Genomic DNA, 12214 nt, shown 5'->3' on the forward strand with positions numbered 1-12214 from the left:
GTTCACCTCTCTAAAAAAGAATAAAAACATAAAGAACAAAGCTACTCTACTTCTTTCTTCTTAAGAATAACGGGATTAGTGCTAACCCTAAAAGGGCGGCAGGTCCACAGATCCCTCCTTGGGTCTCAGTTACTGTTTGGGTTACGGTCTCTGTCTTGGTCTCAGCCTTGGTTTCGGTTATAGTTTCTGTTTTAGTCTCAGTTTTAGTCTCGGTTATGGTTTTAGTTTCAGTTACCACAGTTTTAATAACCTTGGGAGCGTCACTTGGAGAGAGTATCTTCGCTTCGTAAATTATCCAGCCATAGTTGAAGGCCGTTCCCTCGCTACCGCTGTATGAGCCCACAGATATTGAAGTCCACTGCTGGTTCTCAATGGGCATTCCAAAGAAGTCTCTCATTTGCTCGACCACTTTGTCCATCATGGGCTTTATGTCAATTATGACCTCTCCTGATTGCGGGAGCTGTTCCTGCGGCATGAACAGCAGAACGCCCCAACCGCCACCAGAGATAGCCCTCTGGATGGTGAACTTCATGTCTTTCATTTCTCCATTTACAATTACCGTTGAGGTGACTTCTCCCACTTCGGTTCTGTCCCCGACTATTCCTCCAAAGTCGTCGAAGAACGGTATGTAAAGTTCACCAATGGGCGCTCCTGAGCTAGGATCTTCAAACCAGAGATTTATCCCAAACCTCACGAGGGTGTCTTCTCTTTTAGCCACCTCATATTTTACCTTGACCCAGATACTGTCATAGTTAGAGATCTCAGCAGCGGGCATTGGTAAGGTTAGGTATTCGTGTCCTCCTACTGGAGCTTTGTCTCCCCACCACTGGGCTGGTGCTCTTCCTTCGATGATAACTTCGGGTGTTGCCCATGCTATGCCGCCCCATTGTGTTTGTACGTTGTTTAAGTCAACGTAGAAGGCGAAGTCTTCTGTCTGCTTTATGAATCTCATGAAGACTTCTCCCTCTCCACCAACGATGTTCCAGAAGTTCGTCTGCATCCACACTGTTCTTCCGTCACTCAGCTGTATCGGCTCCTCAAGCCACTGATCCCACCAAGTAAACTGAACATCTCCCTCTTCAGCAGTCGCCGCAACCTGGCGTATCTCTGAAAGTGTCATTGCCGACGCATACGTCGAAACCATCAAGACAAAAACAAAAACAAACATGCCTGCCTTCCATATTTCTTTCATTAAGCATCACCACTATGAAAATTGTCTCTTCTTTATATAAATCTTGTCATTATTATATTACACAAAAAATTTATAAAAAATGCAAAAAATATAGAAAGGTGGTCTAATCCAACACCGGTGCCTCTTCTGGTGGGAGAAGTCTTACATCTCTGATTATCCAGCCGTAGTTGAAACTATCTCCTCTGCTTCCACTGTAAGAGCTTAAAGATATTGAAGTCCAAGTGACGTCCTGGTTGCCTAATTCTGCTAGCACTTTGTCTACTATTGGTTTGATGTCTATTACGATTTCTCCTGAGCTTGGGAACTCCTGCTCTGGCAGGAACTCGAAGCTCCACCATCCTCCCGGATTCCAGCCTTTTTGACCATTGAACGTCACACTGGAAGTGTTTCCATTTAACGCTACTACTGTATTAACTTGCCCGGCTGGTATCCTGTCCACGACTAGTCCTCCAAAGTCGTCGAAGAATGGGATGTAAACTTCTGCAATCGGCCACCCATCGGCATTTTCAAACCACAGCAAGAGCCCAAATCTTACTAATGAACCTTCTTTCTTAACAACTTCGTAGTCTGCCTTGACCCAGATTCTGTCATAGTTCGAAACATCTGATGCTGGTAATGGGAGGTCAAAGAACCCGTAGCCTCCCACTGCCGGCTTGTTACCCCACCAGGTCTTTGGAGCCCTACCCGCGAATATTACTTCGGGTGTTGCCCATGCTATGCCGCCCCATTGTGTTTGTACGTTGTTTAAGTCAACGTAGAAGGCGAAGTCTTCTGTCTGCTTTATGAATCTCATGAAGACTTCTCCCTCTCCACCAACGATGTTCCAGAAGTTCGTCTGCATCCACACTGTTCTTCCGTCACTCAGCTGTATCGGCTCCTCAAGCCACTGATCCCACCAAGTAAACTGAACATCTCCCTCTTCAGCAGTCGCCGCAACCTGGCGTATTGCTAAGAGTGGCGTTGGAAGTATGTTATCTTCTAGAGTTTTTACGGCGTAGTTCAGAAGTTTATATGCCTTATTTATGTAGAAGACTATGCTTGGATCTCCGGCTGGAAGGGAAAGAGCTTTATTGTAATACTCTTCCGAGGTGTTTTTAGCGGTTTCTGCCTCATTAAGTATTTTTTCACCTACTTTTTGCATCTTTGCTTGTTCTAAGGCTTTTTCGTATTCTTGCAACAGCTTAGAATACTGTAATGCTCCCTCTAGAGTCTCTTTTGCATTTTTAATAGAGACGTAAGCTTTTCTTAAATATATTAATGTTCTTATATTTCCAAATCCACCATAAGGTGTTCCTGGCGAGAGTTCAATGACCTTTTGATAGTTCTCCTCCGCCTGTTTTCTAAGGATTTCCGTTGTATTCAGGATATTTTCCTCTACAGTGGTATTTCCTTCAAGGATTTCTTCGTATGCTTCCATTAATTTCTGATAATGGTGGTAATAGAAATAGCTAAGCATTACTACGTTGTATGGTTCATGAGAAGGCTTTTCCTCTGGAGATGTTTCCTCTTCTTCCACAGCTTCTGGCGGTAGAACTCTTGCATCGTGGAGTATCCAGCCATATTCAAAACTATTTCCTTGGCTTCCGCTGTAAGTACCAAATGCAAGGGAGCTCCATACAATATCTTCCTCATTGTAGTTAGAATACGGATCGTTAACTATTTCTTGGATTACCTTGTCCACAATTGCTCTAAGATCAATGCGAATTTCACCGGAACTCTTTGCTATTGGCTCCTCTGGTATAAACTCAAATGCAAAGTTATTCCAGTTCCATGCCTTTTGAACGGTGAAGGTAACATTTCTGGCTACTCCGTTTACATAGACCATCGCGCTTACACTTCCGACCTCACTTGGGGGATACTGGGCACCGACTATTCCGTTGTAATCATCAAAGAAAGGCATGTATACCTCCGCTAGCTGGTTTCCGTTAGCATCTTCAAACCACATCACCAAGCCTGCCCTTATCAGAGTGTCTTCTCTTTTAACGAGCTCAAAGTCAACCTTGGCCCAGATGCTTTCATAGTTCGAAACATTAACTGATGGCATTGGCAATGAAAAGTTCTCATAGCCTCCCGCAGCCGGGAGTTCAGTTCCGCTAAGGCTCGGAGGAACTCTACCTGCAATAACTACAGCCGGCGTTGCCCATGCTATACCTCCCCATTGTGTTTGTACGTTGGTCATGTTGACGTAGAAAGCTACTTCGTCAGTTGCTTTTATGAATCTCATGTAGTTCTCTCCGTCCCCTCCAGCGATGTTCCAGAAGTTTGGCTCCATCCAAATGGTGGTATTATCACTTCTGGTAATCAAAGCACCCGGCCAAGTACAAATCTGCCTTGTAACTCCATTGTCGTCATATGGAGGCGCCCAGTAGCCTCCGGGAGCCCATTGGAGAACGGTATCCCCTGGGTTTGCTGTAGAAGCAATCTGCTTTGCTTCTTCTAATGTGAAAGCCGACTCAAGAAGTTCTGCATCGTGGAGTATCCAGCCAATCTCAAAGGCATTCCCATTGCTCCCGACGTAAGTTCCAAAACCAATTGATGTCCAGGTTATTTGGTCTGCGGTCCAGGAGGAGTATGGATCATCCACAATTCCCTGCACCGCGGCTTTTGCAAATGGCTTGACGTCTATAATCACATCCCCCTCCGGTATTGGCTGGTCAGGGATAAACTCAAGGACAAAGTGATCCCAGTTCCAAGTTCTCTGGATCGTAAAAGTTATCTCCATTACCAGACCATTAACATAGACTTTATCTGTGAGTGTTCCAATGTTTGTCGGTGGATACTGGGTGTTCACTATTCCACCATAGTCATCGGAGAATGCAATGTAAACTTCACCGATAGGGTTGCCGTTCGGTTGCTCAAACCACATTATAATTCCGGTTCTTGCAAGGGTGCTCTGGCCTTTGGCAAGTTCAAAGTTCACCCTCGTCCACACGTTAGAGATGGAATCAATGTCTGCACCATTCAATGGAAGGCTGAACCACCCGTAGCCTCCCACTGCCGGCTTGTTACCCCACCAGGTCTTTGGAGCCCTACCAACTATGAGGACGTTTGGGGTGGCAAAAGCATTTCCGCCCCAGTTTGTTTGTACGTTGGTCATGTTGACGTAGAAAGCTACTTCGTCAGTTGCTTTTATGAATCTCATGTAGTTCTCTCCGTCCCCTCCAGCGATGTTCCAGAAGTTTGGCTCCATCCAAATGGTGGTATTATCACTTCTGGTAATCAAAGCACCGGGCCACGGATTGCTTGGGCTCCATTGAAGGACTGTATCCCCAGCTTCCTGCGTACTGGCAATCTGCTTTGCTTCTGGAAGCGTCAGCGCTGAGGCGTAGCTTCCCAGTAGAAGCAGTATCATTAAACCTCCAAAGAAGTGCTTATAGTACTTCATAAGGCATCCCCGCATAGAATTAGTGATTATCTCTATAAAACTTTTTCTATTTTATAAATTATTTCGAATTTATAAAAAAGCTTATAAACACAAAAAACTAAGGAAGAACTGCTGAAGGATAAACTTGAACAAGGGGGATGAATAATGAGCCATCATAAGAAGATTGGTAGTATGGCCCTCTTTTTGATTCTTATTGTGTATATAGGAGCATTTCCGGTTGCAAGGGCCCAAATTTCACTTCCAAGAGAGGAGACTGTTTTCGCTACAGGAGCTCAATGGGGTCCAGCATCGACATGGAATCTATTCTCCCCGTCACAAACCTGGGGAACTTACGTAACTGGCGGTTTCATGTACCTCCCGCTATTCCAGTACATAGCGGGTCTGAACGCATGGGTTCCCATTATAGGTGAAAGCTTTGAACTGGTAAACGAGACAACACTGATTGTTAAGCTACGTCCGGAGGCAAAATGGAGCGATGGAAGACCAATAACTGCAGAGGATGTAGAATACACTTTCAGGCTTTCAAAAGAAGTTGGTTCTGGTCCCGCTGCCGGTTCAGAGCCGTATATAAGCGATGTAAAGGCCCTTGATGCTCACACAGTTCAGTTCACAATCGGCGAGGAGAAAAACCTTCCAATGTTTCTCCTCTATGCCCTCCAGTTTGCTCCAGCTCCAAAACACATAATCGAGCAGGTCTATGAGAAGGTTGGAAACCAAATTATAGACTGGAGAAACTGTGGAGGAGTCTGCGACGACGTAGTTTCTACCGAGAGTGGAGACGTGACCATAAACCTCCCACAAGTAGTCTCCGGTCCCTACAAGCTTTACTACTTTGATGAGCTCAGAATTGTTTACGAAAGGATAGACGACTGGTGGGGTAAAGAGATCTTTGGCCTACCAGGTCCAAAATATGTAGTACATAGAATCTACCTGAGCAACGAACAGGCACTTTTAGACCTTAGACAGGGAAACGTTGACTGGTCGGGCATATTTATTCCCAACGTGGGCAACTTCAAGGAGATAGGTACTTTCTACAAGAGCAAGCCTTACTTCAGGCCAGGAGCATTCGTTATGCTCTACTTCAACCACAGAGACCCCCTCCTCCAGGACCCCAACCTGAGGAAAGCCATTGCCTATGCAATAGACTATCAGGAAGTCCTCACGAAGGCTTTCTATGGATACTCCGAGCAGCCATCAATGTCGCTGGTGTTCACGGTATTTCCCCACTACAGGCAGTGGCTGAACACGACGTTAGCTCAGGAGTACTGGGGCAACCCTGAAGCAAAAATAACTCCCAATCCGGAGAAAGCCAAAGAGATTCTCGCCCAGGCGGGATACAGGGATGTGGATGGGGACGGCTTCCTAGAGACCCCCAGTGGTGAAAAGATTGAGCTCAACATAATAATACCAACCGGATGGACAGACTGGATGATAGCTGCTGATCTAATAGCGAACAGCCTCCAGAAAATCGGGCTAAACGTGGTGGCAAACCCCGTTGATTATGGTGCCTACTGGGGCATGATCAACAGCGCAGGCTACACACTCGCTTTGGGGTGGACAGGTTCTCCATCATTCTACCACCCATGGGACACTTACAGGTATGTTCTCGACCCGAGACTAACTCCCCCCACAGCCAACTGGGGATTCTACAACAACTCAAAAGCCCTGGAGCTCCTCAAAGAAGCTGCACAGGCCAAGGATAGCGAAGAGCTCATGAAGTACTACACGGAGATACAGAAGCTCATCTATGAGGATATTCCGGCCATACCAATAGCGTATTCTGTGCAGTGGTACGCTTATAGCGAAAAGTACTGGAAGGGATGGCCAAATCAAGACAATCCCTGGTGGACGGAGGTGGCTCCATACAGAGAGTACTCTCTTCCATTATGGCTGCTCTTCGGCCTCTCAAAGAGCGGAGAGCCGGTCAGCCCGCCAAAATGGGCTAAGCCCAAGGATGAAGGAGGAATATTAATACCAAACAGTGAAGTCCTTTCCCAGCTCAAAGGGGTCTTTGTACCAGAGATTACCCCAACGGAGACATTTACAACCTCTTCAACCACAACAGAGACACAGACTCAAACACAACCACAGACGCCGGTGAGCAGTTCGAGGTTCATCATAGGCATTTTGGGAATTGTGATAGTCGTCATACTCATCATAATTGGGGCGAGGAAGTTGTCAAAGTAAGAAGCTGACTAAGAAGCTGACAAGGTGATACCCAATGAGACCAATATACAGATATCTCCTCATTAAACTTTCTTTTTTACTCGCTACTTACTTTGTGGCTGTGACCATAGCATTCGTTCTTCCCAGAATAGCACCGGGTAACCCAGTACAACAGATTATAGCCGGACTTTCTCAAGGTTCACTCTCTCCGGAGCTCCTCGACCAGTACCAGAGAAGGCTTGTTGAAGAATTCGGACTGAACAAACCTCTCCATGTCCAGTATTTGGACTTCCTTAAAAACGCATTTTCAGGAAACCTCGGGACTTCGATATCATCCTTCCGGCAGCCGGTGACAAAATTAATAGCATGGCACCTCCCATGGACCCTGCTCCTCCTTGTGCCGGCGACTCTAGTTGCATGGACTGTTGGAAACTACCTTGGTGCAAGGGCAGCTTACAGGAGGGGTACGCTGTTCGAGAAGAGCGTTGTATCGACGGGCATAGTGCTTTCTCAGATACCCTATTACTGGATGGCGATGGTGCTCATATACGTATTTGCAATTAAACTCGGATGGTTCCCCTCCGGCTCGGCATACGATCCAACTTTGGCTCCTTCCCTCACCTGGGAGTTCATAAAAAGCTACCTCCACCACTACATACTTCCATTTCTGTCAATAGCCCTCGTGAGCACGGGAGGGTGGATAATAGGCATGAGGGTTCTTGCAGCGATGGAGATGGGGTCAACCTATGTTAAATTCTCCCAAATGCTCAACGTTGATGACAGGATAATCTTTAGATACGTCCTGAGAAATTCCCTGCTCCCGCAGGTGACGGGGATAGCAATTCAGTTAGGAACAGTCATGGCAGGACAGATAATTACAGAGCAGCTTTTCAATTACCAGGGAATGGGTATTCTTCTCGCCAGGTCTCTTGGGGCCAGAGACTACCCCCTGATACAGGGAATCTTCCTGATACTCATAGGGACACTGCTGCTTGCGAACTTCATAGTGGAGTTCATCTACGTGCTTATAGATCCGAGAATAAGGCTTGGAGCTAGAGAATGAGGTGAGACCATGAACAGGGAGATATTTTACGTACTTTTCAGAAACAAGAGGTTCGTGATAGGCTTTAGCATACTGGTGTTTGAGATTCTGCTCTCACTGTTTGGAGCTTACCTTTATCCAGTTGACCCATTTAGTCCCGCCGGGCCCCCCGCGTCTCCCCCAAGTAGTTACTACCTTCTGGGAACTGACCAGTTTGGCAGGGACATCCTCGCTCAAGTAGTGGTTGGTATCAGAAATTCCCTTTACGTGGGTGCACTCACGGGCATCTTTTCCATTCTTATAGGCCTCACAATAGGAGTGGTAGCAGGAATAAAAGGCGGTCTCATAGACGAGAGCTTAATGGCCTTTACCAACGTCGTTATTACTATACCAAACGTGCTGCTTGCCATCATTATAGCCACCTACCTCGGCCTCCAGAACGCGGGACTAACCCTGGTGGCGGTGATAATATCCCTAACGGCCTGGCCGTGGTTTGCGAGGGCAATAAGGGCACAGTTCCTGAGCCTCAGGGAAAGGGACTTCGTGCATTTCTCAAGGATGACGGGATACGGAGACCTCAAAATAGCGGTATTTGACCTCCTTCCCTACGTCACCACCTATACTATAGTGTCCTTCGTGACCTTCATGAACATAGGAATAAACGCGGAAGTAGGGCTGAGCATACTGGGACTGACGCCGATACACATAATGACCCTTGGAAAGATGCTCTATTTCGCTGCTGTAACTCAATCGTACTTCCTGGGACACTGGTGGGTCTTTATACCTCCGGGAGTCCTGCTTGTGGCGCTCTCAACTTCATTGCTCCTCATAGCCACAGGGATAGAGCAGGTCTTCAACCCAAGGTTGAGGGAGATGTAGGGTGGTGGCAATGGAGAGAAGAATGATTTTGGAGGACCTGAAGGCATACTACCGCCAGCTAAAGGGCACAACAGAATACCTCGTAAAAGCGGTTGATGGCGTTAACCTTGAGATCCATGAGGGCGATATCCTCGGACTGGTCGGTGAGAGTGGATGCGGGAAATCAACCCTCGCGAAGACCATGATGATGGATTTAACTCCACCCCTGCAGTACATGGGGGGCAGACTTGAGATTATAAGCAGGGACGGGAAGAGGTTCGAGATAAGCCAGTTCAGGAATAGGGACGAAGTTAAAAGAAAGCTATGGGGCAAACACATTGCCTATGTTCCCCAAGACGCGTTGAATGCCCTTATGCCAACAATAAAAATCAAAAAAATAGCCTATGACGTTCTGAGGTCTCATGATAGAAATATTGGCTTCCAGAAGGCGGTGGAGACGGCAAAAGAGAGGCTCGTTGAGCTGGATCTTCCAGATTACGTTATTGAGCTCTATCCCTTCCAGCTTAGCGGGGGCATGAGGCAGAGAGCCGTGCTGGCTATGGCGACCCTCCTGAACCCGGAAATTCTTATAGTGGATGAGCCGACATCTGCACTCGATGTAACGACCCAAAAGATAGTCCTAAAATCCTTAATCAAACTCAGAAAGCTCGGATTCGTTGACAGCATCGTCTTCATAACCCACGACATATCCACGGTGAGACAGATAGCAAACCGCATAGCCGTCATGTACGCCGGAAAGATCGTTGAGGTTGGTCCAACGGAGTCAATAATCAGAGAGCCCCTCCACCCGTACACTCAGGGTCTTATTAACTCCGTGGCTTCAATAGAGCCGGAAGGGAGGGAAAAGGGAATCTCTTACATTCCCGGACAACCACCAAACCTGATAGATCCTCCGAGCGGATGCAGGTTCCACCCGAGGTGCCCATATGCCATGGGGATATGCAAGAAGGAGGAACCGGCACTTCTGACGGTTGGTGAGTCCCAGGTAGCTTGCTGGCTGTACCAGGAGGGGAGAAAAGATGTCTAAAGAAATGCTCGTCTGTGACCACGTCACCAAGGTCTTCACTTCAGGTTTCATAAAGAAAATAGAGGTCAGGGCAGTTGATGACGTATCCTTTACCGTCAATGAGGGGGAAATAATCTCACTGATAGGGCAGAGCGGCTCAGGGAAGACAACCCTTGGGAAAATAATTCTGAGACTAATATCTCCAACTTCCGGAAGGGTGCTTTTCTATGGCAAGGACATATGGAAGGACATAAAAAAGAAGGAAGAGCTGAAGGAGTACTGGAGGCAGGTCCACGCGGTCTTCCAGAATCCAATGGGGAGCTTCAATGCCTTCTACAAGGTGGATAGGGTTCTTGACCAAGCCTTAGAACTTATAGGCGTTGATCCAAAGTCAGAGGAAGGGAAAAGTCTGAAGGAAGAATCCCTAAGGGCTGTCGATCTAAACCCAGAGGAGATACTGGGCAAGTATCCCCACCAGCTCTCGGGAGGCCAGCTGCAGAGGGTGATGATTTCGAGGAGCTGGATCCTTAAGCCAAAACTCTTAATAGCTGACGAAGCGGTTTCAATGCTCGATGTTTCAACGAGGGGCAAGATAGTGGAGATCTTCAAGGATCTAAGGAACAAACTGGGGAGCTCCATAATCTTCATATCCCACGACATAGGCCTGTCCTACTTCATCTCGGACAGGGTTTTCATTATGTACAAAGGAAAAATAGTGGAGGAAGGGACTCCGCAAGAAGTTATTGACAACCCGAAGCACGAGTACACAAAGATATTGGTAGACAGTGTGCCAACTGTCTATAAAAAGTGGGAGGACTTTCTGGAGGTGTGAAAGATGTACAAGTTCCCCAAAGATTTTCTTTTTGGCTATTCTTGGTCCGGATTCCAGTTTGAAATGGGGCTGGAAGGAAGCGAAGTACCCAACAGTGACTGGTGGGTGTGGGTTCACGATAGAGAGAACATAGCTACGGGCCTCGTTAGTGGTGACCTCCCTGAGAACGGGCCTGCTTACTGGCACCTTTACGCTCAGGACCACGATATAGCCGAAAGCCTTGGCATGGATGCCATAAGGGGAGGTATAGAGTGGGCTAGAATTTTCCCGGAGCCCACCTTTGACGTGAAGGTTGATGTCGAGAAGGACGAGGACGGCAACATAGTAAGCATTGAAGTTCCTGAGAAGGCGATAGAGGAGCTTGAAAAGAGGGCCAACATGGAGGCCCTCAAACATTACCGCAAGATCTACTCGGACTGGAAGGAGAGGGGCAAGACGTTCATCCTCAACCTCTACCACTGGCCTCTCCCATTGTGGATTCACGACCCAATTGCAGTAAGAAAGCTCGGCCCAGACAGGGCCCCAAGCGGGTGGCTGGACGAAAGTGCAGTGGTGGAGTTTGTAAAGTTTGCCGCCTTCGTTGCTTACCACCTTGACGATTTGGTGGACATGTGGAGCACAATGAACGAGCCCAACGTAGTCTATGAAAACGGATATTCCCGCCCGACCTCGGGCTTTCCGCCGGGCTACCTCAGTTTTGAGGCTGTAGAAAAGGCAAAGTGGAACATGGTACAGGCCCACGCGAGAGCATACGATGCCATCAAGAGGTTTTCAAAGAAGCCAGTGGGGGTAATCTACGCATACACATGGCTCGAACCTTTGAGCGAGGATATCGCGGAGGAGGTAAGGAAAATAAGGGAAAACAATCTCTACAGTTTCGTTGATGCCGTCTATTTTGGAAAGGCCCATGGAGGTTCGACCCGGAAAGACCTGAAGGGAAAAGTTGACTGGCTTGGAGTAAACTACTATTCCCGCTTTGCCTTTGGTAAGGTGGGTAGGCACATCAGACCCCTTCCGGGCTATGGGTTTATGGGGGTTAGAGAAGGCTACGCAAGGTCAGGCAGGCCATGTAGCGACTTCGGGTGGGAAATCTATCCTGAAGGCCTTGAAAAACTTCTCAAAGAGCTTAGCGAGAGGTATAATCTCCCGATGCTCATAACAGAGAACGGAATTGCTGATGCGGCAGATAGGTACAGACCTCGCTACCTCGTCAGCCACCTCAAAGCCGTTTACAGCGCCATTAGGGAAGGGGCGGATGTTAGGGGCTACCTCCACTGGTCGCTGACGGACAACTACGAGTGGGCCCAGGGGTTCAGGATGAGATTTGGGCTCGTCCACGTTGATTTCGAGACAAAGAAGCGCTACCTGAGACCGAGTGCCCTCGTGTTCAGGGAAATTGCCACCCAGAAGGCAATACCCGAAGAGCTGGCCCACCTCTCGGACCTTGAAGTCATTACGAAAAATTACTGACCATCTTTTTTATTTTGGCCACGAGGGCCACTATTCCAAGGAGCGTAAGCAGGGAGAGGAAGAGGGCCACCTTGAACGTAATCGTGCTGCTTTCATTCCTCAAAACGACAAGGGCATACAGGCTCAGCAGGAAAAACCACACCAAGAAAAAGAGCATTCTCCAGTAGCGGTCAAATTCAGCCATGGACTTCACCATAGGAAGTTTGGGGGAGGAAATATTAACCTTTCGGCATTATTTATAA

General features: G+C 47.6%; 9 protein-coding genes. 6 read left to right on the forward strand and 3 right to left on the reverse strand.

Going from position 1 to position 12214, the window contains the following annotated elements:
- Nucleotides 1-46: 46 nt before the first annotated feature.
- Together ACZ5NL_RS07495 and ACZ5NL_RS07500 are read right to left on the reverse strand one after the other, a co-directional pair.
- A complete protein-coding gene (locus tag ACZ5NL_RS07495) occupies nt 47-1192 on the reverse strand; it encodes a CGP-CTERM sorting domain-containing protein (RefSeq protein WP_464841689.1) in 1146 nt (381 codons plus the stop codon).
- Nucleotides 1193-1295: 103 nt separating this feature from the next.
- Nucleotides 1296-4577, reverse strand: a complete 3282-nt coding sequence (locus tag ACZ5NL_RS07500) for an ATP synthase subunit B family protein (RefSeq protein WP_464841690.1) — start codon at nt 4575-4577, stop codon at nt 1296-1298.
- Between the two features lie 144 nt (nt 4578-4721).
- On the opposite strand from ACZ5NL_RS07500, the gene ACZ5NL_RS07505 reads away from it, so the two are divergent.
- From ACZ5NL_RS07505 to bgaS, 6 genes are read left to right on the forward strand one after another with little or no spacing between them, the layout of a single operon-like run.
- Nucleotides 4722-6764 carry an ABC transporter substrate-binding protein gene (locus tag ACZ5NL_RS07505; protein ID WP_464841691.1) on the forward strand — a complete coding sequence of 681 codons (2043 nt, stop codon included), beginning with the start codon at nt 4722-4724 and terminating at the stop codon, nt 6762-6764.
- 34 nt (nt 6765-6798) lie between these two features.
- On the forward strand, nt 6799-7806 hold the full coding sequence (locus ACZ5NL_RS07510) for an ABC transporter permease (RefSeq protein WP_464841692.1): 1008 nt from the start codon (nt 6799-6801) through the stop codon (nt 7804-7806).
- 54 nt (nt 7807-7860) lie between these two features.
- Nucleotides 7861-8664 (forward strand): ABC transporter permease, encoded by an 804-nt coding sequence (locus ACZ5NL_RS07515; RefSeq protein WP_464841693.1) that lies wholly within the window; start codon nt 7861-7863, stop codon nt 8662-8664.
- Between the two features lie 10 nt (nt 8665-8674).
- Nucleotides 8675-9691, forward strand: coding sequence for an ABC transporter ATP-binding protein (locus tag ACZ5NL_RS07520; RefSeq protein WP_464841694.1), 1017 nt, complete (start codon nt 8675-8677; stop codon nt 9689-9691).
- Entirely contained in the window at nt 9684-10502 is an 819-nt protein-coding gene (locus tag ACZ5NL_RS07525; RefSeq protein WP_464841695.1) for an ABC transporter ATP-binding protein, read from the forward strand. Before ACZ5NL_RS07520 ends, ACZ5NL_RS07525 begins: the two co-directional genes overlap by 8 nt.
- A 3-nt stretch (nt 10503-10505) precedes the next feature.
- Nucleotides 10506-11972: a beta-galactosidase BgaS gene (bgaS, locus tag ACZ5NL_RS07530; protein WP_464841696.1), complete on the forward strand. Its 1467-nt coding sequence runs from the start codon at nt 10506-10508 to the stop codon at nt 11970-11972.
- On the opposite strand, the gene ACZ5NL_RS07535 is transcribed toward bgaS, so the two are convergent.
- Entirely contained in the window at nt 11956-12165 is a 210-nt protein-coding gene (locus ACZ5NL_RS07535; protein WP_464841697.1) for a hypothetical protein, read from the reverse strand. The genes bgaS and ACZ5NL_RS07535 overlap by 17 nt on opposite strands.
- Between the last annotated feature and the right edge of the window lie 49 nt (nt 12166-12214).

The sequence above is a fragment of the Thermococcus aegaeus genome, from assembly GCF_055393685.1.

Bases quoted from the DNA above. Each gene is read 5' to 3' on its own strand.
- ACZ5NL_RS07495 (WP_464841689.1), bottom strand. From the start codon at position 1,192: ATGAAAGAAATATGGAAGGCAGGCATGTTTGTTTTTGTTTTTGTCTTG.
- ACZ5NL_RS07500 (WP_464841690.1), bottom strand. From the start codon at position 4,577: ATGAAGTACTATAAGCACTTCTTTGGAGGTTTAATGATACTGCTTCTA.
- ACZ5NL_RS07505 (WP_464841691.1), top strand. From the start codon at position 4,722: ATGAGCCATCATAAGAAGATTGGTAGTATGGCCCTCTTTTTGATTCTT.
- ACZ5NL_RS07510 (WP_464841692.1), top strand. From the start codon at position 6,799: ATGAGACCAATATACAGATATCTCCTCATTAAACTTTCTTTTTTACTC.
- ACZ5NL_RS07520 (WP_464841694.1), top strand. From the start codon at position 8,675: ATGGAGAGAAGAATGATTTTGGAGGACCTGAAGGCATACTACCGCCAG.
- ACZ5NL_RS07525 (WP_464841695.1), top strand. From the start codon at position 9,684: ATGTCTAAAGAAATGCTCGTCTGTGACCACGTCACCAAGGTCTTCACT.
- bgaS (WP_464841696.1), top strand. From the start codon at position 10,506: ATGTACAAGTTCCCCAAAGATTTTCTTTTTGGCTATTCTTGGTCCGGA.